The organism is Belnapia sp. (assembly GCF_059504005.1).
Genome location: NZ_JCACHU010000069.1, coordinates 60,782 through 79,946, shown reverse-complemented (window position 1 = coordinate 79,946; position 19,165 = coordinate 60,782). Strand labels below are relative to the sequence as shown.

General features: G+C 71.8%; 23 protein-coding genes. 7 read left to right on the top strand and 16 right to left on the bottom strand.

Features of this window, described 5'->3' with window-relative positions; genetic code table 11:
* Positions 1-90 precede the first annotated feature (90 nt).
* From AC5JJ1_RS10695 to AC5JJ1_RS10685, 3 genes are read right to left on the bottom strand one after another with little or no spacing between them, the layout of a single operon-like run.
* Complete coding sequence (locus tag AC5JJ1_RS10695) at positions 91-867, bottom strand: enoyl-CoA hydratase (protein WP_495785101.1); 777 nt, start codon at positions 865-867, stop codon at positions 91-93.
* A complete protein-coding gene (locus tag AC5JJ1_RS10690) occupies positions 867-2,072 on the bottom strand; it encodes a flavin-dependent oxidoreductase (protein ID WP_495785100.1) in 1,206 nt (401 codons plus the stop codon). Before AC5JJ1_RS10690 ends, AC5JJ1_RS10695 begins: the two co-directional genes overlap by 1 nt.
* Positions 2,073-2,106: 34 nt before the next feature.
* Positions 2,107-4,425 (bottom strand): bifunctional salicylyl-CoA 5-hydroxylase/oxidoreductase, encoded by a 2,319-nt coding sequence (locus tag AC5JJ1_RS10685; protein WP_495785099.1) that lies wholly within the window; start codon positions 4,423-4,425, stop codon positions 2,107-2,109.
* A 127-nt stretch (positions 4,426-4,552) separates the two neighbouring features.
* Here AC5JJ1_RS10685 and AC5JJ1_RS10680 point away from each other — a divergent pair, with 127 nt between their 5' ends.
* From AC5JJ1_RS10680 to AC5JJ1_RS10660, 5 genes are read left to right on the top strand one after another with little or no spacing between them, the layout of a single operon-like run.
* Positions 4,553-5,275, top strand: coding sequence for an SDR family NAD(P)-dependent oxidoreductase (locus AC5JJ1_RS10680; RefSeq protein WP_495785098.1), 723 nt, complete (start codon positions 4,553-4,555; stop codon positions 5,273-5,275).
* Complete coding sequence (locus AC5JJ1_RS10675) at positions 5,275-5,769, top strand: MarR family winged helix-turn-helix transcriptional regulator (RefSeq protein WP_495785171.1); 495 nt, start codon at positions 5,275-5,277, stop codon at positions 5,767-5,769. The genes AC5JJ1_RS10680 and AC5JJ1_RS10675 overlap by 1 nt, the downstream gene beginning before the upstream one ends.
* A complete protein-coding gene (locus tag AC5JJ1_RS10670) occupies positions 5,766-6,578 on the top strand; it encodes an enoyl-CoA hydratase family protein (protein WP_495785097.1) in 813 nt (270 codons plus the stop codon). The genes AC5JJ1_RS10675 and AC5JJ1_RS10670 overlap by 4 nt, the downstream gene beginning before the upstream one ends.
* Before the next feature lie 45 nt (positions 6,579-6,623).
* A complete protein-coding gene (locus AC5JJ1_RS10665) occupies positions 6,624-8,243 on the top strand; it encodes a benzoate-CoA ligase family protein (RefSeq protein WP_495785096.1) in 1,620 nt (539 codons plus the stop codon).
* Positions 8,240-8,635 carry a RidA family protein gene (locus tag AC5JJ1_RS10660; protein ID WP_495785095.1) on the top strand — a complete coding sequence of 132 codons (396 nt, stop codon included), beginning with the start codon at positions 8,240-8,242 and terminating at the stop codon, positions 8,633-8,635. The genes AC5JJ1_RS10665 and AC5JJ1_RS10660 overlap by 4 nt, the downstream gene beginning before the upstream one ends.
* A gap of 36 nt (positions 8,636-8,671) precedes the next feature.
* Here AC5JJ1_RS10660 and AC5JJ1_RS10655 read toward each other — a convergent pair whose 3' ends face one another.
* The 7 genes from AC5JJ1_RS10655 to pqqA all read right to left on the bottom strand — a co-directional run bounded on the left by AC5JJ1_RS10655 (position 8,672) and on the right by pqqA (position 13,191).
* On the bottom strand, positions 8,672-8,908 hold the full coding sequence (locus AC5JJ1_RS10655) for a hypothetical protein (RefSeq protein WP_495785094.1): 237 nt from the start codon (positions 8,906-8,908) through the stop codon (positions 8,672-8,674).
* Between the two features lie 425 nt (positions 8,909-9,333).
* Positions 9,334-9,603 carry a pyrroloquinoline quinone biosynthesis peptide chaperone PqqD gene (pqqD, locus tag AC5JJ1_RS10650; protein ID WP_495785093.1) on the bottom strand — a complete coding sequence of 90 codons (270 nt, stop codon included), beginning with the start codon at positions 9,601-9,603 and terminating at the stop codon, positions 9,334-9,336.
* Entirely contained in the window at positions 9,600-10,328 is a 729-nt protein-coding gene (gene pqqC, locus AC5JJ1_RS10645; protein ID WP_495785092.1) for a pyrroloquinoline-quinone synthase PqqC, read from the bottom strand. Before pqqC ends, pqqD begins: the two co-directional genes overlap by 4 nt.
* Positions 10,325-11,254 (bottom strand): pyrroloquinoline quinone biosynthesis protein PqqB, encoded by a 930-nt coding sequence (gene pqqB / locus AC5JJ1_RS10640; protein WP_495785091.1) that lies wholly within the window; start codon positions 11,252-11,254, stop codon positions 10,325-10,327. The genes pqqC and pqqB overlap by 4 nt, the downstream gene beginning before the upstream one ends.
* An 8-nt stretch (positions 11,255-11,262) precedes the next feature.
* The gene (locus AC5JJ1_RS10635) at positions 11,263-11,589 is read right to left on the bottom strand and encodes a c-type cytochrome (protein WP_495785090.1); all 327 of its coding nucleotides are present in this window, start codon (positions 11,587-11,589) and stop codon (positions 11,263-11,265) included.
* Positions 11,589-12,956: a PQQ-dependent sugar dehydrogenase gene (locus AC5JJ1_RS10630; RefSeq protein WP_495785089.1), complete on the bottom strand. Its 1,368-nt coding sequence runs from the start codon at positions 12,954-12,956 to the stop codon at positions 11,589-11,591. Before AC5JJ1_RS10630 ends, AC5JJ1_RS10635 begins: the two co-directional genes overlap by 1 nt.
* Before the next feature lie 154 nt (positions 12,957-13,110).
* Positions 13,111-13,191 (bottom strand): pyrroloquinoline quinone precursor peptide PqqA, encoded by an 81-nt coding sequence (gene pqqA, locus AC5JJ1_RS10625; protein ID WP_495785170.1) that lies wholly within the window; start codon positions 13,189-13,191, stop codon positions 13,111-13,113.
* Between the two features lie 122 nt (positions 13,192-13,313).
* On the opposite strand from pqqA, the gene AC5JJ1_RS10620 reads away from it, so the two are divergent.
* Complete coding sequence (locus tag AC5JJ1_RS10620) at positions 13,314-14,360, top strand: aspartate-semialdehyde dehydrogenase (protein WP_495785088.1); 1,047 nt, start codon at positions 13,314-13,316, stop codon at positions 14,358-14,360.
* Between the two features lie 6 nt (positions 14,361-14,366).
* Here AC5JJ1_RS10620 and AC5JJ1_RS10615 read toward each other — a convergent pair whose 3' ends face one another.
* Genes AC5JJ1_RS10615 through AC5JJ1_RS10605 form a run of 3 tightly spaced genes read right to left on the bottom strand, consistent with a single transcriptional unit; the run spans position 14,367 to position 15,616 of the window.
* Entirely contained in the window at positions 14,367-14,828 is a 462-nt protein-coding gene (locus tag AC5JJ1_RS10615; protein ID WP_495785087.1) for a nitroreductase family deazaflavin-dependent oxidoreductase, read from the bottom strand.
* Between the two features lie 56 nt (positions 14,829-14,884).
* A complete protein-coding gene (locus AC5JJ1_RS10610; RefSeq protein WP_495785086.1) occupies positions 14,885-15,202 on the bottom strand; it encodes a DUF6496 domain-containing protein in 318 nt (105 codons plus the stop codon).
* Between the two features lie 12 nt (positions 15,203-15,214).
* A complete protein-coding gene (locus AC5JJ1_RS10605) occupies positions 15,215-15,616 on the bottom strand; it encodes a four-helix bundle copper-binding protein (RefSeq protein ID WP_495785085.1) in 402 nt (133 codons plus the stop codon).
* A gap of 189 nt (positions 15,617-15,805) precedes the next feature.
* Here AC5JJ1_RS10605 and AC5JJ1_RS10600 point away from each other — a divergent pair, with 189 nt between their 5' ends.
* Complete coding sequence (locus tag AC5JJ1_RS10600) at positions 15,806-16,114, top strand: hypothetical protein (RefSeq protein ID WP_495785084.1); 309 nt, start codon at positions 15,806-15,808, stop codon at positions 16,112-16,114.
* Between the two features lie 12 nt (positions 16,115-16,126).
* On the opposite strand, the gene AC5JJ1_RS10595 is transcribed toward AC5JJ1_RS10600, so the two are convergent.
* From AC5JJ1_RS10595 to AC5JJ1_RS10585, 3 genes are read right to left on the bottom strand one after another with little or no spacing between them, the layout of a single operon-like run.
* Positions 16,127-16,927, bottom strand: coding sequence for a crotonase/enoyl-CoA hydratase family protein (locus tag AC5JJ1_RS10595; protein WP_495785083.1), 801 nt, complete (start codon positions 16,925-16,927; stop codon positions 16,127-16,129).
* Positions 16,924-17,928 carry an acyl-CoA dehydrogenase family protein gene (locus tag AC5JJ1_RS10590; RefSeq protein ID WP_495785082.1) on the bottom strand — a complete coding sequence of 335 codons (1,005 nt, stop codon included), beginning with the start codon at positions 17,926-17,928 and terminating at the stop codon, positions 16,924-16,926. The genes AC5JJ1_RS10595 and AC5JJ1_RS10590 overlap by 4 nt, the downstream gene beginning before the upstream one ends.
* A gap of 1 nt (position 17,929) precedes the next feature.
* The gene (locus tag AC5JJ1_RS10585; RefSeq protein WP_495785081.1) at positions 17,930-19,069 is read right to left on the bottom strand and encodes an acyl-CoA dehydrogenase family protein; all 1,140 of its coding nucleotides are present in this window, start codon (positions 19,067-19,069) and stop codon (positions 17,930-17,932) included.
* Between the last annotated feature and the right edge of the window lie 96 nt (positions 19,070-19,165).

The window sequence follows — 19,165 nt, the reverse complement described above, 5'->3', positions numbered from 1 at the left end:
TCTCCTGCGTGTCAGACCTTCGCTCGCAATAAATTAAGCGATCGCGGGGGGCGATGTCGCTGCATCGCACCATCAAAGCCGCGGGAGGGCTTACCGGCGCCGATGGGCGAAGGCGCCGAGCATGCGGCTGGGTTCATCCGTTCGCCATGCGCTGGCAAAGCTTGGGATGCCGGCGGCGATAGCCTCCGCGATCGGCAGGTCCTCCCAGCGGCGGATGAGGGCCTTCTGCAGGCGGAGCGCCTCGCGCCCGGCGGCGCCGAGCAGGGAAAGCCATTCCGCGAGCGAGGTGTCGAGGGCTTCATCCGGGCAGACGCGTTCGACGAGGCCCCAGGCGAGGGCGTCGGAGGCGGAGATGGTCTCGCCGAGCAGCAGCAGGCGGCGGGTGCGGCCCCAGCCGATGAGGCCGGGCAGTAGCGCCGCCTCCACCACCGAGGGGATGCCGACGCGGACTTCCGGCATGCCGAAGCGGGCACCCTCGGCGGCGAGGCGGAGGTCGCAGGCGGCGGCGAGTTCGAGGCCGGCGCCGAGCGTCCAGCCATTGACGCGGGCGATGACGGGGGCCGGGCAGGCGCGGACGGCGCGGCAGCAGTCATGAACCTGGGTGATGAAGGCTTCCGCCTCGGCCTCGGTTGCGATCGCGGCCATGGTGCCGATATCGGCGCCGCCGATGAAGGCCTTTGAGCCGGCGCCGGTCACCACCACGGCATGCAGGCCGTCGTCGCCGGAGAGGCTGGCCATGGCGGCGACGAAGTCGGCCATCAGTTCCGGGTTCAGCGTGTTCAACTTGGCCTGGTGGTCGATCACCAGATGGGCGACGCGGCCGGTCTCGGGCGATTCGCTGTGGGTGACGCGGATGGTGCCGGGCATCAGCGGGCGACCGCGAAGCCGGCGGTCTGGGCATAGCCGCGGGCGATGGCGGCGAGGTCTTCCATGGGGATCACATCCTCGATGCGGGTGAAGCCGCGGGGGGCGCGCTCGCAGACCACGTCGACCACGCGTTCCGGCCCGCCGCGGCGGTTGCTAGCGACGAGGGCGGCGGTCTTGGGGAGGCGGTCGGCCTCGTAGGCCTTGAGCGCGGCGGGGGCGGGGTGGGCGGCCAGCAGATCGGCGAGGGAGCGGGCATCGAGGATCGCCTGCGAGGCGCCGTTGGAGCCGACTGGGTACATCGGGTGGGCGGCATCGCCGAGGAGGGTGACGCGGCCCTGCGTCCAACAGGGCAGCGGGTCGCGGTCGCACATCGGGTATTCCAGGCGCGTGGGCGAGGCGCGGATCATCGCCTCGATGTCGAGGAAGGGCAGCTTCAGGCGGCGGGCGAGCGGGAGCACGTCCGCGAGGCGGCCGCGCCGGGACCAGTCCTCGCGGCGGGGCGGGGGCGTCTCGCCGCTGGCGGTGCGGGCGTAGATGACCCAGTTGGTGAGGCGGCGGTCCGGCCTGCTGCCGGGGCCGATCGGGTAGAAGACGAGCTTGGCCTTGAGGTCGCCGGCGATGAGCATGACGTCGCCGGTCTCGAAGGCGGGCCAGTCCAGGGCGCCGCGCCACATCTGGATGCCCTGCCAACGGATGCCGCCGTCATCGGGGTGCAGCAGGGCGCGGAGGGCGGAATGGATGCCGTCGGCGCCGACCAGCGCCGTGCCGCGCACGGGGCCGGAGGTGACATGCGCGGTGACGCCGGCTTCGTCCTGCTCGAGGCCGAGCAGGCGCTCGCCGGTGCGGAGCGCGCCGGCGGGCAGGCGCTCGGCGGCGGCGCGCCAGAGCAGGCCGTGCAGTCGGCCGCGATGGATGGAGAATTGCGGCATCGCGTGGCCGGCATGGAGGCCGCGCGGCTCCGACCACAGCGTCTGGCCGAGATGGTTGAGGTAGCGCAGCTCCCGCGTGCGGATGGCCGCCGCGTCGAGGGCGGGGAGCAGGCCGAGCTCCGCCAGCTCGGCGATGCCATGCGGCAGGGTGTTGATGCCGACGCCGAGCTCGCGCACCTCCTGCGCCGCCTCGAGGACGGTGCAGGGAATGCCGCGCCGGTGGAGCATCAGCGCGAGGGTGAGGCCGCCGACGCCGCCGCCTGCGATGAGGATCATCCCGGTCCCTCCCCTGCCCTGTGACGCGGCGAGGCTACTCCGCGGCGCGGGCGAGCGGCAATTGCGGGGCGTGGCTGCGCGGGCGGGCCTTCAGCTTGAGGTCGCGCAGGTCGGCCTGGTCGCGGGCGGCGTTGCGCAGCAGCGCGTCCTTGCCCCAGCGGTATTGCGGCGGGCAGGCGATGTCGGCGACGCCATAGGCCGCCGCCGCGCGGAGGGTGAAGCTGGGGTCGGTGAGATGCGGCCGGGCGAGCGCCACGAGATCGGCGCGGCCGGCGGCGAGGATGGTGTTCACCTGATCGGCGGTGGTGATGTTGCCGACGCACATGGTGGCGATGCCCGCCTCCTGCCGGATCATGTCCGACCAGGGGACCTGGTACATGCGGCCATAGACCGGGGCGGCGTCGTGCACGGTCTGGCCGGTCGAGACGTCGATCAGGTCGCAGCCGGCGGCGGCGAAGGCGCGGGCGATGGCGAGCGTGTCCTCGTCCGAGACGCCGCCATCGGCCCAGTCGGTCGCCGAGATGCGGACGGACATGGGCTTGTCCGCGGGCCAAAGGGCGCGGAGGGCGGCGAAGACCTCGAGCGGGTAGCGCAGGCGGTTCCCGATCGGGCCGCCATACTCATCGATGCGGCGGTTGGTCAGGGGGGAGAGGAAGCTCGCCAGCAGGTAGCCATGGGCGCAGTGCAGCTCCAGCATGTCGAAGCCGCAGCGGAGGCCGCGCTCGGCGGCGGCGAGGAAGTCGGCCTTTACCGCATCCATGTCCGCGCGGGTCATTGCGCGCGGGACCTGGTTGTCGGAGCGGTAGGGCATGGGGCTCGCCGAGAGGACGGGCCAGGCGCCCTCCTCGAGCGGGCGGTCCATCCCCTCCCACATCAGTTTGGTCGCGCCCTTGCGGCCGGCATGGCCGAGCTGGAGGGCGATCTTGGTTGGGCCATGCGCGTGGACGAAGGAGACGATGCGCGTCCAGGCCTCCTCATGCGCGTCGGTCCAGAGGCCGGCGCAGCCGGGGGTGATGCGGGACTCCGGCGAGGGGCAGGTCATCTCGGTGAAGATGAGGCCGGCGCCGCCGACGGCCCGCGCCCCGTAATGCATCAGGTGGAAGTCGGTGGGGAGGCCCTCCTCCGCGCTGTACATGCACATCGGCGAGACGACGGTGCGGTTCGGCAGCTCCATGCCGCGCAGGCGGAGGGGCTGGAACATGGGCGGCTTCGAGGGGTCGCCGCCCTCTTCCGCGGCGAAGACGGCCTGCGTCTCGGCAGTGAACTCCGGGGCGCGGAGGGCGAGGTTGTCCCAGGTGATGGCCTTGCTGCGGGTCATCAGGCCGAAGGCGAAGCGCGTCGGGTGCATGTCCCAGAAGCGCTTCACATGCTCGAACCAGACAAGGGAGACATCGGCGGCGTGCTGGGTCTTCTCCACATCCTCGCGGCGGCCATGCTCGAAGCGGGAGAGGGCGTCGGCCACGCTGCCGCCCTGCAGGAAGGTGCGGTGGAGGGCGATCGAATCCTCCATGGCGAGCTTGGTGCCGGAGCCGATGGAGAAATGCGCGCTGGCCTTGGCATCGCCGATGAGGACGAGGTTGCCGCGGGTCCAGCGGGCGCATTTCAGCGCCGGGAAGCGGCGCCAGGCGGAGCGGTTGGTGATGAGGCGGTGGCCGGCAAGCTCCTCGGCGAAAACCTCCTCCAGGAAGCGGGCGCTCTCCGCCTCGCCCATCGCCTCGAGGCCGGCGCGGGCGAAGGTTTCCGGGTCGGTCTCGAGGACCCAGGTGCTGGCATTCGCTTCGTACTGGTAGCAATGGGCGATGAAAATGCCCTCGGGCCGCTCCTTGAAGAAGAAGGTGAAGGCGTCGAAGGGGCGCGTCGAGCCCATCCAGGCGAAGCGGTTGGGGCGAAGGGTGACCTCCGGCTGGAAATGCTCGGCGAAGCGGGAGCGGATCGGGCTGTTGATGCCGTCGGCGGCGACGACGAGGTCGGCATCGGGGAAGTCCTCCGGCTGCGCCTCCTCGCCGAAGCGCAGCTCGACGCCGAGCTGGCGGGCGCGCTGCTGCAGAAGCAGCAGGAGGGTGCGGCGGGAGCAGCCGCAGAAGCCGTTGCCGCCGATGCGGTGCACCGCCCCCTTGGCGTGAATGGCGATGTCGTCCCAATAGGCGAAGCTCTCGGTGATGGCGCGGTAGCTCGGTGCGTCGGCGGCGGCGAAGGCGTCGAGCGTCGCGTCGCTGAAGACCACGCCGAAGCCGAAGGTATCGTCGGCGCGGTTGCGTTCCACCACGGTGATGCGCGCGCTGGGGAAGTCGCGCTGCATGAGGATGGCGAAATAGAGGCCGGCGGGGCCGCCGCCGATGATCGCGATGCGCATGATGGGGCCTCCGCTGGCCGGGATAGTTTAGGCTTCAACTATTTCCCGCCGCAACCGGAATTGGGCGTTGCGACATCTGGCGCCGATGTTTTAGGCTTCAAGCATCATGGATCATGGCGGCGCCGCATTGAGGGGTCTGCCTGCGCTCGTCACCGGCGGGGGCAGCGGGATCGGGCTGGCCTGCGCGCGGGCGCTGAGCGCGGCCGGGGCCGAGGTCACGGTGCTCGGGCGGCGCGAGGCGCCGTTGCGGGCGGCGGTGGAGGCGGGGGCGGCGCGGGGCTTCGTCGTGGCCGATGTCGCGGGAGAGTTGCCTCCCCTGCCCCGCTTCCCGCTGCTGGTGAATGCGGCGGGGGCGGCGGAGAGCGCGCCCTTCCTCAGGACCGACGATGCGCTCTGGGAGCGGATGCTGGGGGTCAACCTGCTCGGCGCCGCTTCCGTCATCCGCGGCGTGCTGCCGGGGATGATCGAGGCGGGGCATGGGCGGATCGTCAACATCGCCTCGACCGCAGCGGTGAAGGGCTACCCCTACGTCACAGCCTATGCGGCGGCGAAGCACGGGCTGCTCGGGCTGACGCGGGCGCTGGCGCTGGAAGTCGCTGGGCGCGGGGTGACGGTGAACTGCGTCTGCCCGGGCTTCACCGAGACGGAGATCGTGGCCGAGAGCGTCGCCCGCATCATGGCGAAGACCGGGCGCGGCGAGGCGGAGGCCCGGGCGGAGCTGACGCGGCACAATCCGCAGGGGCGGTACGTCCGGCCCGAGGAGGTGGCGGCGGCGGTGCTTTTCCTCTGCCTGCCGGAGGCGGCGGCGGTGAATGGCGTGGCGCTGCCGGTGGCGGGAGGCGAGGCGTGATGCTGCTCGATGCGGAGACGGCACTCGCCGATACGCCGCCGGGGCACAAGGACGAGCTGCGGCTCTGGCTGCGCCTGCTCACCTGCACCAACCTCATCGAGGCGGAAATCCGGCGGCGGCTGCGGGCGGAGTTCGACACGACGCTGCCGCGCTTCGACCTGCTGGCCCAGCTCGAGCGGCATCCGGGCGGGCTCACACTCGGCGACATCTCGCGGCGGATGATGGTCAGCAACGGCAACGTCACCGGGCTGGCGGCCAGGCTCGAGGAGGAGGGGCTGGTCGAGCGCCGGGTGAGTGCCACGGACCGGCGGGCGCAGAGCCTCAGGCTGACGGCCAAGGGGCGGCGGGAGTTCGCGCGGCAATCGGCGGCGCATGAGGGCTGGGTGGCGGAGCTGCTGGCGGGGCTCGGCGGCGGGGAGCGCGAGGCGCTGCATCGGCTGCTCGGGCGGACCAAGGCGAGCGTCAGGGCCGGGTTGCAGGAGGGTAGCGCATGATTCCTCTGGCCGAGTACCGGGCGGAGCATGTCCGGCTCGCGGTGGGGGGGGCGGTGGCGACGATCACCCTCGACCGGCCGGAGCGGAAGAACCCGCTGACCTTCGAGAGCTATGCCGAGCTGGGCGCGCTGTTCCGGGCGGCGGCGCGCGAGGAGCAGGTAAAGGTCTTCGTCCTTAGAGGCGCGGGGGGGAATTTCTGCTCGGGCGGCGACGTGCACGAGATCATCGGGCCGCTGCTGGAGCGCGACACCCGCGGGCTGATGCAGTTCACCGCCATGACCGGCGAGCTGGTGAAGGCGATGCGGGCCTGCCCGCAGCCGATCATCGCGGCCGTCGACGGCGTCGCGGCGGGGGCCGGGGCGATCCTCGCCATGAGCGCCGACCTGCGGCTGGCGACGCCCAGGGCGAAGGTCGCCTTCCTGTTCAACCGCGTGGGGCTCGCGGGTTGCGACATGGGGGCCTGCGCGATCCTGCCACGGATCATCGGCCAGGGGCGGGCGAGCGAGCTGCTCTATCTCGGGCGCAGCATGGGCGCGGATGAGGGGCTGGCCTGGGGCTTCTTCAACGCGGTGCATGCGCCGGAGGAGCTGGAGGGCAAGGCCGCCGCGCTGGCACGGGAGATCGCCGAGGGGCCGAGCTTCGGCCATGCCATGACCAAGCGCATGCTGCAGATGGAATGGGCGATGAGCGTCGAGCAGGCGATCGAGGCGGAGGCCGTCGCCCAGGCGCTCTGCATGACGACAGGGGATTTCCGCCGCGCCTATGAGGCTTTCGCGGCCAAGCAGCGCCCGGTCTTCAAGGGCGACTAGGGATACGCACGGCCGGCCGACTGCACTCCGGGATGGGAGGTTGCGATGGATGGCATGATGATGGAGACCGTCTCGGCGCATATCGACGGCTTCGCGCGGGAGCGCCTGCCGCCGCGGGACCAGTGGCCGGAATTCCGCTTCACCCTGCCGCAGCTGCGCTATCCGGCACGGCTCAATTGCGCGAGCGTGCTGCTCGAGCGGAACCTGGCGAGCCGGGCGGATCATCCGGCGCTGGTGACGCCGGCGGAGACGCTGACCTATGCGCAACTGGCGGAGCGGGTGAACCGCATCGCCAACGTCCTCGTCGACCGCACGGGGCTGGTGCCGGGCAACCGGGTGCTGCTGCGCGGCGCCAATACGGCCTGGATGGTCGCGGCCTATTTCGCGGTGCTAAAGGCGGGCGGCATCGTCGTCGCCACCATGCCGCTGCTCAGGGCGAAGGAGCTCGGGCAGATGCTGCGGAAGGCCAGGATCACCCACGCACTCTGCGACGTGCGGCTGCGCGATGCCCTGGCGGAGGCGGAGGCGCCGGACCTCCGGCATGTGCTGCACTGGGGGGATGGGGCGCTGGAAGGGCTCTGCGCGGCGGAGAGCGCGGAGTTCGCCGCCTGCGACACCGCCGCCGACGACATCTGCCTGATCGGCTTCACCTCGGGCACCACCGGGGAGCCGAAGGGCACGCTGCATTTCCACCGCGACATGCTGGCGATCTGCGATGCCTATGGGCGGGAGGTGCTCCGGCCGGAGCCCGCCGACGTCTTCATCGGCTCGCCGCCGCTGGCCTTCACCTTCGGGCTCGGCGGGCTGGTGCTGTTCCCGTTCAGCGTGGGGGCGACGGCGGTGCTGCTGGAGCGGGCCTCGCCGGATGACCTGCTGCCGGCGATCGCGCGACACCGGGCGACGGTCTGCTTCACCGCGCCGACGGCCTACCGAGCGATGGCGGCGAAGGCCAGCGATCATGACCTGTCCAGCTTGCGGAAATGCGTCTCGGCGGGGGAAGCCCTGCCGAAGCCGATCTTCGAGGCGTGGCGGGCGGCGACCGGGCTGCCGCTGATGGACGGGATCGGGGCGACCGAGATGCTGCACATCTTCATCGCCGCGCCCGAGGAGCGGATCCGGCCCGGCGCGACGGGGCTGCCGGTGCCGGGCTACGAGGCGAAGGTGATCGGGCCGGACGGGGCGGAGCTGCCGCGCGGCGAGCCGGGGCGGCTCGCGGTGCGGGGGCCGACGGGCTGCCGCTACCTCGACGACCCGCGGCAGGCCCGCTATGTCGAGGATGGCTGGAACATCACCGGCGACACCTACATCCAGGATGCGGACGGCTATTTCTGGTACCAGGCGCGCAGCGACGACATGATCATCTCGGCCGGGTACAACATCGCCGGGCCCGAGGTGGAGGCGGCGCTGCTGACGCATCCGATGGTGCGGGAATGCGGCGTGGTCGGCGTGCCGGACGACGAGCGCGGGATGGTGGTGAAGGCCTTCGTCGTGCTCGAGGACGGCGCGGCCGGGGATGCGGCGCTGGTCAGGGCGCTGCAGGACCATGTGAAGGCGGAAATCGCCCCCTACAAGTATCCGCGCCAGGTCGAGTTCGTCGGGCAGCTGCCGCGGACGGAAACCGGCAAGCTGCAACGCTTCGCCTTGCGCCAGGGAGTTGTCGCGTGAGCCTAGAGACCCTCCAGCCGCCCGGCTGGCCGCCACCGAAGGGCTATGCGAACGGCATGGCCGGGCGCGGGACGACCGTGCTGCTCGGCGGGCAGATCGGCTGGGACGCGGAGGGGCGCTTCGCCCAGGGCTTCGTCGGCCAGGTGGATCAGGCGCTGCGCAACATCCTCGCCGTGCTGGCCGAGGCCGGCGGCCGGCCCGAGCATATCGGCCGGATGACCTGGTACGTCACCGACATGGCGGAGTACCGGGACAGCCTGCGCGCGCTCGGGCCTGCCTATCGCGCCGTCATGGGCCGGCATTTCCCGGCGATGACGCTGGTGCAGGTGGTGGCGCTGGTGGAGCCGGAGGCGCGGGTCGAGATCGAGGCGACGGCGCTGATCCCGGACTGAGCGTGCATGGCCGGGCCTGGCCCGGCCATGACGGCGCTACATCGGGTTGATGCCGGTGGCCCCCTCGCCCGCATCCGGCATCGGGTCGGCCGGCATCATGCTGCTGGTGTCGTCCTTCCAGCTGCTCCGGCGCTTCATGGATTTGCGGGCGAGGTAGGCGCCGCCGATCGCGGCCGCGCCGACCCCGACGCCGGTGAGGAAGGCGAAGCTGGCGAAGATCATGCCGGTGGTGGTGGCAGCGGCTGCGGTGGTGGCGGCGGCGCGCATGAACATGGCTTGGGTCTCCGTGGTTCAGGTGAGAGGTGGGACCGCGAGGGCAGGTGGCAAGCGGCCGGGCTCGCGGCAGGTGAATCCCTCCCCTGCCCGGTCCGGGGCGTCGAGCGCCACGGCGAGCAACGCATGATGAGGCGAAAGGGCGCAGGCAGGTTCGGTCGCCGCCGCGTCGCCGGTCGGCGCGAAGGGTCGGGAGCGGGAGCCGCCCCGGCGCTGCTCGACCCTGGCACAGCTGCGGGGCCCCTGGCATCCAGCCGCGCCGTGGAGGCGGCGGCCGAAGCCCTCCGACCCGTCCCAGGCGGCGCGGACGTCGAAGCCGGGCAGGCTCTCGCCAATGGCGGAGTCTGGCGGGTCGCGTGGCAGCGGGACGCCCTAATCGATGACCGGGCAGCCGTGACGGCCAAGGCCGGGCGTCCCGCGGCGGGTCAGGCGGTGACGACGCCCTTGGCCGCCAGATCATCCAACAGGCCGGCGATGTCGGCCAGGATCTCGTCGCGCGGGGCCGAGAAGCGTGCGGCGAGGTCGTCGGCGATGGCGGCGAGGCTGCGCTGGCCGTCAAGCAGGCGAAGGATCTCGAGGGCGATCTCGTCCGGGACGAACATGCGCTCCGGGCCGAGGACGATCCATTGGGCGCGGGCCTTGTCCTCGCGGAGCTTCATGCCGCGGGCCAATTTCGGGATGCTGTCCGGCGTCATGGCCGGAACGCGCCCGGGGGCGGCAAGCCGGGCTCGACATAGGCGAAGTGGAGGGCATCGAGCTGGGCCCAGAGCAAGTCGCACTTGAAGCGGAGGGCGGCGAGGACCTGCTCCTGCTCGGCGCGGGTGCGGGCCTCGCGCTTCACATAGGACAGGGCGAAGTCGACATCCTGCGGGGCCTGGGTCAGGCGGGGGGTGAAATAGGCGAGCGTCTCCTGGGAGACGAAGTCGTAGCTGCGGAGCATGCCGGAGACGCGCTGGGAGATGATCGCCGGGGAGAACATCTCGGTCAGCGACGAGGCCACGGCTTCAAGCACGGAGCGCGTGCGGACGAAGTTGACATAGGCGTCGACGGCGAAGCGGGTGCCGGGCAGAAGGCCCTCCAGCGAGACGACGTAGCCGCGGTCGAGGCCGAGGCCGTCGGTCAGCTTCAGCCAGCGCTCGATGCCGCCGGGATGGGTGCCGTCGCCGTCGTGGTCGACGATGCGGCGGCGCCATTCGCGGCGGAGCTCGGGCGTCGGCAGGCGGGCCAGCAGCGAGGCATCCTTCGCCGGGATGCTGGCCTGGTAGTAGTACCGGTTCAGTGCCCAGGCCTGCACCTGGGCCTTGGTCAGCCGACCGCCATGCAGCAGGTGATGGAACGGGTGGTGGACGTGGTAGCGCTCGGCGCCGATCGCCTCCAGGCGGGCGTGCAGCTCCTCCGGCAGGAGCAGGGCGTCGGTCATGGGGTGACCTCCATGCCGTCCTCGGCGACCTCCCAACCGGCGGCCTGGACCGCGGCGCGCTCGGGGCTGTCGTCCAGCAGGACGGGGTTGGTGTTGTTCAGGTGGATGAGGATGCGGCGGCGGATGGCGAGGTCGCGGCAGGCGGCGAGGACGCCGTCGGGCCCGTCGATGCTCATATGGCCCATGCGGGCGCCGGTCTTGGGGCCGGCGCCGGCGGCGATCATCTCGTCGTCGCGCCAGAGGGTGCCGTCGATGAAGAGGCAGTCGGCGCCCCGGAGACGGTCGGCGAGCGCGGCTGTCATCGCGGCGCAGCCGGGGATGAAGTGGAGGCTGCGGCCATGCGCGGAGAGGCGGAGGCCGATGGTTTCGCCCTCATCGGCGCGGCCAGGGTCCCTGCCCTGCTCGGCGAAGAGCGGGATCTTGCCGGGGACGGCATAGGCCTCGACCGTGAGGCCCAGCGGGGCGCCATCCGCCCCGGTGAGCGGCATGGGCTCATCGAGCGGCAGCGAGCGGCGCGGGACGAGCTCGGGGTTCACCGCGAGGAAGATGGGGTTGGCGGCCAGCACATCGAGGGATTGCGGGGCGGCGTAGAGCGCGAAGGCGTGCCGCTCCCGCAGCGTCAGCAGGCCGGCGATGGTGTCGACCTCAGCGCCGGTCAGCACCACGGCGGCGATGGGGGAGTGGCGGATGGCGCCGCCGCTCGGGCGCGGGTGGAGGGCGGGCGTCGCCTGGAGCTGGGCGCGGAGGTCGGGCGAGGCGTTGACCAACACCCAGCGCTCGCCATCGGCCGTGACCGCCAGCGAGGCCTGGGTGCGGGGGCGCGCGGCGGGGTCGCCGGCGCGGGCACGGAGGCAGCCGGGGCCGGCGGAATTCCATTGCGGGAAGCCGCCGCCGGCCGCGGCGCCGAGGACGATGGCGCGGAGCATCCCCTCTTCTAGCGCCCGGGAGGCGTCGCCGTCACCTCGATGGCGGCGTACCAGGCGGCGAGGTTGGCGATGTCGGCCTCGCTGAGCGCTGCCGCCATGAGGTTCATCTGCTCATGCATCCGCACCTTGTCGCGGAAGGCGCGGAGCTGCTCGGCGAGATAGGCGGGATTCTGGCCGGCGAGGTTGGGCGCGTCCGGCTGCACGGCGATGCCGTCATTGCCGTGGCAGACGGCGCAGCGGCCGCCGGCCAGGCGACGGCCGGCGCGGGCGTCGCCTTCCTGTGCCAGGGCGGGGCTGGCCAGGACGAGGGCCAGCCCCAGGAGCGCCAGGCGCATCAGCGCCGGCGGTCGTAGGAGATGCGGTAGACCGCGCCGGCCATGTCGTCGGAGACCAGCAGGGAGCCGTCGCGCAGCATCGCCACGTCGACCGGGCGGCCGAGATACTCGTTGGTCTCGGCGTCGAGCCAGCCCTCGGCGAAGGGCTTGTGCTCGCGTACGGTGCCGTCCTGGTTGAGGAAGGTCACCATGATGCGGGCGCCGATCGGCGTAGTGCGGTTCCAGGAGCCGTGCTGGGCGCTGAAGATGGCGCCGCGATACTCCTCCGGGAACATCCGGCCCTCATAGAAGGTGAGGCCGAGATCGGCGGCGTGCGCCGCGGTCTCGACCACGGGCGGGACGGTCTCGGCCGGCGGCTGCGCGGTGCGGTACTCGTTGGTGCGGACGGTGCCGCCGCCATACCAGGGGAAGCCGAAATTCTGGTTGGCCGCGGTGATGCGGTTCAGCTCGCCCGGCGGGGTGTCGTCGCCCATGCCGTCCACCTGGTTGTCGGTGAACCACAGCTCGCTGGTGTTCGGGCGAAAGGCGATGCCGACGCTGTTGCGGATCCCCCGCGCATAGACCTCGCGGTTCTGGCCGTTGCGGTCCATCCGCACGATGCCGCCGATGCCGACCCGGTTGTAGAGCTCCATCTTCGCCGGCGCCGGCACGTTGAAGGGCTGGCCGAGCGAGATGTAGAGCTTGTTGTCGGGCCCAATGCGGCAGACGCGGGCGCCGTGGTTGAAGCTCTCCTCCGCGGCGGGGATCAGGCTGCCCTGCGGGACCACGATTTCGGCGGCGACATCCGGCGTCTCGTAGAAGAACTCGGCTGCGGGGAAGGAGATGACCCGGTTGTGCTCGACCACATGCAGGAAGCCGTCGGGCGAGAAGCAGAGGCCGTTCGGGACGCTGAACTGCACCGACGGGGCGAAGACCTTCACCTCATCCGCCACGCGGTCCCGGTCGCGGTCGGTGATGGCCCAGACGCGCTGCTTGCGCGTGCCGACGAAGACGACGCCGGAGGAGGGACCGACCGCGATGTGCCGGGCATCCGGCACGACGGCGTAGAGCTCGATGCGGAAGCCGTCCGGCATGCGGATGGATTCGAGGTTGCGGCGCAGCGCGTCGGCGCGGCGACCGTCCTGCGGGACCGTCTCGATCTGCATCGAGGTGCCGGTCATCTGGAACTGGCCGAGGCGGTCGAGGTTGCTTTGGCCGGCATTGGGCACGGCGCCGGCAGGCGGCGGACGGACGGCCGGGTTGGTCTCGCCGGGGACGGCGCCGCCGGTATTGGTCGTCGCCCGGCCCGGCTGCGCCTGGTTCTGCTGGGCCATGGCTGGTGCGGCCACGGCAATGGCGGCTCCGAGCAGGATGGCAAAGTGCTTCATGGGTCCCCTCTCCGCTTCCGCCCTGGGTGGCGGTTCGCTCGGCGAGAGCATGCGCGGACAAGCGGCGGCGGCGGGATGACATGGGCGTGACCGGCTTCTCGCGACAACGCCGTGCAGGGGCTGCCCCGGCACGGCGTTGCGGAATGCGAACGGATCAGCCGATGTCGGCGCAGGCGTAGCAGTTGATTTCGAGGGCGAGAGAGATCTCGGTCACCCGCGGCTTCTTCCAGGCCATGATATCCTCCGTACGAAATGGTCGCGCGGGGATTGTGAGGCGGCGGCGCTCATCGGGCAAGCTTGAAGAGCGCGGCCGCCATCCCCAGAAAGCGCGCAGCGTCGTGAGGCAAGGAGCAGGGCATGAGCTACAGGGTCGCGGTCGTCGGCGCCACGGGAGCGGTGGGGCGCGAGATGCTGAAGACCCTGGCGGAGCGGGACTTCCCCGTCCGCGAGGTGGTGGCACTGGCCTCGGCGCGGTCGGTGGGGGCGGAGGTCTCCTTCGGCGAGAAATCGGTGCTGAAGGTGCGGAGCCTCGACAGCTTCGACTTCAAGGGGACGGATCTCGCGCTGTTCTCGCCGGGGGCGGCGATCTCGGCGGTGCATGCGCCGCGGGCGGCCGCCGCCGGATGTCTGGTGATCGACAACACCAGCCGCTTCCGGATGGAGCACGATGTGCCGCTGGTGGTGCCGGAGGTCAATCCGCAGGCGCTGAAGCGGCTGGGCAAGCGGGGCATCATTGCCAACCCGAACTGCTCGACCATCCAGATGGTGGTGGCGCTGAAGCCGCTGCACGACATCGCGCGCATCAGGCGCGTCGTCGTCTCGACCTACCAGTCGGTGAGCGGCGCGGGTAAGGAGGGGATGGACGAGCTCTTCAACCAGACCCGCGCCATCTACGTGAACGATGCGACGGTGCCGGAGCAGTTCCCCAAGACGATCGCCTTCAACGTCATCCCGCATATCGACGTCTTCCAGGAGGACGGCGAGACGAAGGAGGAGTGGAAGATGGCCGTGGAGACGCGGAAGATCCTCGACCCCGACATCGCCGTCATCGCCACCTGCGTCCGCGTGCCGGTCTTCGTCGGCCATGCCGAGGCGTTGCATGTGGAGTTCGAGGCGCCGATCACCGTCGAGCAGGCGATCGAAGCGCTGCGCGACGCGCCGGGGTTGCAGCTCGTCGACAAGCGCGAGGACGGCGGGTATGTGACGCCGGTCGACGCGGCGGGCGAGGATGCGGTCTTCGTCAGCCGGCTGCGGCGCGACCCGACGGTGCCGCATGGGCTCGCCTTCTGGTGCGTCGCCGACAACCTGCGCAAGGGTGCGGCGCTGAATGCGGTGCAGATCGCCGAGCTCGCCGTCGAGCAGGGGCTGGTCGGGGCGCGGCGCCAGGGGATCGGCGCCGCGTAGCTTGCTTCAGTTCACTGGGTCGAGGACGACGACCGGGATCTCCCGGTCAGTCTTCTTCGCGTAGTCGGCATAGGGCGGCCAGAAGGTCAGGGCCAGATCCCAGAGACGGGCGCGCTCCTCGCCGGAGACGGTGCGGGCGCGGACGCGCCGGTGCTCCGTGCCGACCTGGATCTCGGCCTCCGGATGGGCGAGCAGGTTCTTGTACCAGCCGGGGTGGTCCGGCGCGCCGCCCTTGGAGGCGACGATGACGTAGCCATCGCCCGCGCGGCCGTAGAAGAGCGGGAAGATGAAGCGCTCGCCCGACCTGCGGCCGATGGTCGTCAGCAGCAGCGAAGGGACGGTCATCTCGGCATAGCCGGGGGGCGTGACCGTGTACATGTGACCGTCGGTGCCGCCGCTTGAGAGGTAGCGGTTGATGTGCTCCAGCATCCATCCCGGAAGGTTGGGGGCGATCTTGGCGTCGGGCATCGTCTCGGCTCTCCGCTGCGGGAGGGCCAAGGCTAGCACCGTCCTCCGCGCTTCGGCTAATGCGCGTTGAGGGCGCGGACCAGGGCGGCCTTGTCCATCGTGGAGCGGCCAGGGATGTTGCGGCGCCGGGCCTCGGCCAGCAGCGCCGCCTTGCTCTGGCCGCTGTCCTGCTCGCGGGCCTTGGTGTGCCGGAGGTTGCGGCGGTTGCGCGCCGGGGTCTCGTCGCGCGAGGCGCCGGCCTCGTGCAGGGCGATGGCGACGGCCTGGCGCTGGGAGCGGACGGGGGCGCCGCGGCTCGTCTCCAGCTCGCCTTCCTTGAACTCGCGCATGACCCGCTCGATCGTCTCGCGCTGGGGCTTCGACTGTTTCGCCATGGCCCGGGCCTCCTATTGCATGGCGTCGAGAAGGGATTGGCAGGCCTCGGCGCAGGCGTCGCAGGCCTCGGCGCAGATGCGGCAGTGGGCGTGCATCTCGGCATGCTCGCGGCATTCGTCGCCGCAGGCGCCGCAGGCGATGATGCAGGCCTCGAGCGCGGCCTCCGTCAGGGCGCGGTTCGGCTTGGTCAGGCGGGAGACGATGCGGCCGGTCGCGGTGCAGATGTCCGAGCAGTCGAGGTCGAGGCGGATGCAGTAGAGCAGCTTCGCTGGGTCCTTCTCGGACATGCAGGCATCGGCGCAGCTCGTGCAGGTCTGGGCGCAGTCATAGCAGGCGGCGATGCAGCGCTCGATCGCCGCCATCGCCGAGGGCTGGTGGGGCTGGCTGCGGAGCATTTCCGGAAGATGATCCATGGTGGCGCGCCTCGTCCTGATGATGGGCCGGCAACGCGGCGTGGCGCCGCCCCGTTCATTTCGCGCTGGCGCCGGGCCTCTGGTTTCCGGCAAGCTTGCGCGAGTGCAGGGTCGGAACGGTACGAGGCGGTCATGGAAGGATCGGTGCGGCGGGGCTTCCAGCCTTTGGTTCCGGAACCGCCGGACCTGATGGCGTTGCACCGCCACGGGCTCGAGATGATGGCGGCGACGCACCGGCTGGCGCTCGGCTGGCTGCAAAGCGCGGCCGCGCAGCAGGCGGCGGTCAGCCGGCGCACCTTCGAGGAGATGAACGAGGCGGCGCGGCGGGTGGCCGCGGCCGATGCCGGATCCGCCCAGGCGGCGGCGATGCTCGCCATGCTGGACCAGGCCCGGCAACTCGGCCTGGAGACGGCCGAGGAGCTGGCCCAGCTGATGGAGCGCGTGCAGGGCGAGGCGCTCGACCTGATGGGCCGGGCGATGCGGGTGGAGGGGGAGTAGCCCCCTTCCCGCTCAGCGCCCGGTGAAGCTCGGCTTCCGTTTCTCCAACATGGCGCTCACCGCCTCCTTGTGGTCCTCGGTGCTGTGGGCGAGGGCCTGGAAGGCGGCCGACATCTCGAGCAGCGTCGAGAGGCGGGTGTGCTGGCCCTCGCGCAGCAGGCGCTTCGTCATCCGCACCATCTCGGGCGGGTTGGCGGCGATGCGGCCGGCGAGCGCCTGGGCGGCCTCCATCAGCCCCTCATGTGGGACGACGCGGGAGACGAGGCGGACCTCCTTCGCCTCCTGCGCCGTCAGCAGGTCGCCGGTGAAGCTCATCTCGCAGGCGACGGACATGCCGACGACGCGCGGCAGCAGCCAGGCGCCGCCATCGCCCGGGACGATGCCGACCTTGACGAAGCTCTCGGCGAAGCTCGCCTTCTCGGAGGCGATGCGCATGTCGCACATGCAGGCGACATCGAGGCCCAATCCGATGGCAGGCCCGTTCACCGCGGCGATGGTCGGCGCGTCGCAGTCGTAGAGGGCGTTCGCCATGGCCTGGACGCCGCGGCGGTAATTCTCGCGGAGGTCGGCGTGGCTGCCCTCGATGATCCCCCGCCGGTCGCGCATCGCCTTTAGGTCGCCGCCAGCGCAGAAGGCGGTGCCGGCGCCGGTGAGGATGACGGCGCGCACCGAGCGGTCGCGGTTGACGCGGTGGACGGCCGCGACCACCGCATCGCAATCGGCGAAGGTGGAGATGGCGTTGCGGCGCTCGGGTGCGTTGAGGGTGAGGGTGACGACCGGGCCGTCCTGCTCATAGGTGACGTAGTCGCTCATGCGGCGGGTTCCTCGTCGCGGCTGGTGAGGTCGGCCCATAGGTTGGCGCCGCCGCGGGCGAGCGCGGCGTCGCCGATGCGGCGGGCCCAGAGCCGCTCCGGCCCCGCGCCGTCGCGCCAGGCCCAGATGCGGCGGGTGAAGAGATGGAGCGGGTGGTCGTCGGTGAAGCCGATGGCGGCATGGACCTGGTGGACGATCTCGGCGCCCGTGCCGCCCGCCTCGCCGGCGACCACCTTGGCGGCGGCGATCTCGAATTCGGCGCCGGCGAGGCCGCGGCGATCGGCGGCGCGGCCGGCATTGGCGACGGCGACGCCGGCCGCCGCCACTTCCCCGGCGCAGCGGGCCAGCAGCTGCTGCACGGCCTGGAAGCCGCCGATGGCGCGGCCGAATTGGCGGCGGGTATTGGCGTAGTCGACGGTCATCGCCAGCACCGTCTCGAGCGCGCCAGCGATGCGGGCGGCGTTCAGCAGGGCGCCGGCCAGCAGGGCCGCGTCGGGGCCATAGGCGGCGGGGAAGCGGCCCTCGGCCAGGGGCGCCCCGAGGATGGGCCGGTCGGCCGGCTCGCGGGCGATGAGGCCCCTGCCCTGCCGCCACTCGGCCGGGGCGTGGAGCGCGGCCTCGCCGCCCGGGGCGAGGGCGAGATGGGCGGCGCGGCGGCCCCAGGCCACGGCCTCGCCGGGCAGGCCGAGGGCGATGAAGCCGGTGGGCGGCGTGATGCCGGCGCCGGCGAGCAGGGCGGCGGCGGCCATGCTCTCGCCGAGCGGGATGGGCGCGGCATGGCGGCCGAGGGCCTGCCAGAGCGCCACGGCATCGCCCCAGCCGAGGCCGGTGCCGCCCATCCCCTCGGGGACCAGGGCGAGGGGCAGGCCGAGGGCTTCGGCCTCCGCCCAGAGCGCCTCGGGCCAGGTGCCGGCCTCGGCGGCGCGGAGGGTGGCGGGCTCGGCGCGGTCGGCGAGCAGGCGGTCCACCTGCTCGACCAGCATGTCGCGGATGTCGCTCATGTCAGCGGAGCCCCAGCTGGCGGGCGATGATGCCGCGCAGGATCTCGCGGGTGCCGCCGCGCAAGCTGTAGCTTCGGGCGACCATGGTCATCAGGCCGAGCATCTCGATCACCTGCGGCGGCGTGCGGGCAGGGTCGACCAGGCCGCGGATGGCCTCCGGCAGGGCCTGCTCGTAGTCATTGCCGGCATCCTTGACGAGGGCGGCCTCGCGGGCGGGCGTCTGCCCATCCTCCAGCATGCCGGCCACGGAGAGGGACATCTGGCGGAGGGTGGCGGCGCGGGCGAGCAGCCGCCCGACCGCCTCCGGCGCGGCGGGCTCGGCGCGGAGGTCGTCGAGCGCCGCGGTCAGCAGCGGGAGGGAGGACAGGTAGCGCTCCGGCCCGGCGCGCTCGAAGGCGAGCTCGGCGGTCGCCTGTTCCCAGCCATTGCCCTCCTGGCCGACCAGCATGCTGTCGGGGACGAAGACGTCGTCGAAGGTGATCTCGTTGAAGCCGTCCTGCCCGGCGAGGTCGAGGATCGGACGGACGGCGAGGCCGGAGGAGCGGAGATCGACCAGGAACTGGCTGAGGCCCTGATGCTTCGCCTTGGGGTCCGGCGCCGGGGCGGTGCGCAGCAGGGCGATCATGAAGTCGCAGCGATGGGCGCTGCTGGTCCAGACCTTGCGACCATTAACCTTCCAGCCGCCGAGGACCTTCTCGGCCTTGGTGCGGAGGCTGGCGAGGTCGGAGCCGCTGTCGGGCTCGGAGAGGCCTATGGCGAAGGCCAGCTCGCCGCGGATGATGCGGGGGAGGAACTCCCGCCGCTGCTCCTCGGTGCCGAGGCGGAGAATGAGGGGGCCGGATTGCCGGTCGCCGATCCAATGGGCGCCGACGGGGGCGCCGACGGCCAGCATCTCCTCCAGCACGACGTAGCGTTCGAGGGCGGTGCGCTCCCCTCCCCCATAGGCGCTGGGCCAGGTCATGCCGATCCAGCCGCGCTTACCGACCTCGCGGGAGAAGTCGCGGTCGAAGCCCATCCAGGAATAGGCGGGGACCATGGGGGGCCAGTCGCGCCCGGCCTCGGCGAGGAAGGCGCGGAGCTCGGCGCGGAGGGTGGGCGCCTCCGCGGGCGTGTCCCGGAGCGGGAATTGCAGGCTGGGCATGGACGTTCTCCCTTCCCCGATTGGTGCCCCGGATCGGGCGCGGGCGCTACCCCCTCTCGACAGCCAGGGATGGCGGGGGTTTGCTGGCGCGCAAGG

Bases quoted from the DNA above. Each gene is read 5' to 3' on its own strand.
- AC5JJ1_RS10610 (WP_495785086.1), bottom strand. From the start codon at position 15,202: ATGGCGAAACAGTCGAAGCCCCAGCGCGAGACGATCGAGCGGGTCATG.
- AC5JJ1_RS10695 (WP_495785101.1), bottom strand. From the start codon at position 867: ATGCCCGGCACCATCCGCGTCACCCACAGCGAATCGCCCGAGACCGGC.
- AC5JJ1_RS10595 (WP_495785083.1), bottom strand. From the start codon at position 16,927: ATGAGCGACTACGTCACCTATGAGCAGGACGGCCCGGTCGTCACCCTC.
- AC5JJ1_RS10630 (WP_495785089.1), bottom strand. From the start codon at position 12,956: ATGAAGCACTTTGCCATCCTGCTCGGAGCCGCCATTGCCGTGGCCGCA.
- AC5JJ1_RS10665 (WP_495785096.1), top strand. From the start codon at position 6,624: ATGGATGGCATGATGATGGAGACCGTCTCGGCGCATATCGACGGCTTC.
- pqqA (WP_495785170.1), bottom strand. From the start codon at position 13,191: ATGGCCTGGAAGAAGCCGCGGGTGACCGAGATCTCTCTCGCCCTCGAA.
- AC5JJ1_RS10690 (WP_495785100.1), bottom strand. From the start codon at position 2,072: ATGATCCTCATCGCAGGCGGCGGCGTCGGCGGCCTCACCCTCGCGCTG.
- AC5JJ1_RS10670 (WP_495785097.1), top strand. From the start codon at position 5,766: ATGATTCCTCTGGCCGAGTACCGGGCGGAGCATGTCCGGCTCGCGGTG.
- pqqB (WP_495785091.1), bottom strand. From the start codon at position 11,254: ATGCTCCGCGCCATCGTCCTCGGCGCCGCGGCCGGCGGCGGCTTCCCG.
- AC5JJ1_RS10620 (WP_495785088.1), top strand. From the start codon at position 13,314: ATGAGCTACAGGGTCGCGGTCGTCGGCGCCACGGGAGCGGTGGGGCGC.
- AC5JJ1_RS10605 (WP_495785085.1), bottom strand. From the start codon at position 15,616: ATGGATCATCTTCCGGAAATGCTCCGCAGCCAGCCCCACCAGCCCTCG.
- AC5JJ1_RS10615 (WP_495785087.1), bottom strand. From the start codon at position 14,828: ATGCCCGACGCCAAGATCGCCCCCAACCTTCCGGGATGGATGCTGGAG.
- AC5JJ1_RS10585 (WP_495785081.1), bottom strand. From the start codon at position 19,069: ATGCCCAGCCTGCAATTCCCGCTCCGGGACACGCCCGCGGAGGCGCCC.
- AC5JJ1_RS10600 (WP_495785084.1), top strand. From the start codon at position 15,806: ATGGCGTTGCACCGCCACGGGCTCGAGATGATGGCGGCGACGCACCGG.
- AC5JJ1_RS10590 (WP_495785082.1), bottom strand. From the start codon at position 17,928: ATGAGCGACATCCGCGACATGCTGGTCGAGCAGGTGGACCGCCTGCTC.
- AC5JJ1_RS10635 (WP_495785090.1), bottom strand. From the start codon at position 11,589: ATGCGCCTGGCGCTCCTGGGGCTGGCCCTCGTCCTGGCCAGCCCCGCC.
- AC5JJ1_RS10685 (WP_495785099.1), bottom strand. From the start codon at position 4,425: ATGCGCATCGCGATCATCGGCGGCGGCCCCGCCGGCCTCTATTTCGCC.
- AC5JJ1_RS10655 (WP_495785094.1), bottom strand. From the start codon at position 8,908: ATGTTCATGCGCGCCGCCGCCACCACCGCAGCCGCTGCCACCACCACC.
- pqqD (WP_495785093.1), bottom strand. From the start codon at position 9,603: ATGACGCCGGACAGCATCCCGAAATTGGCCCGCGGCATGAAGCTCCGC.
- pqqC (WP_495785092.1), bottom strand. From the start codon at position 10,328: ATGACCGACGCCCTGCTCCTGCCGGAGGAGCTGCACGCCCGCCTGGAG.
- AC5JJ1_RS10675 (WP_495785171.1), top strand. From the start codon at position 5,275: ATGCTGCTCGATGCGGAGACGGCACTCGCCGATACGCCGCCGGGGCAC.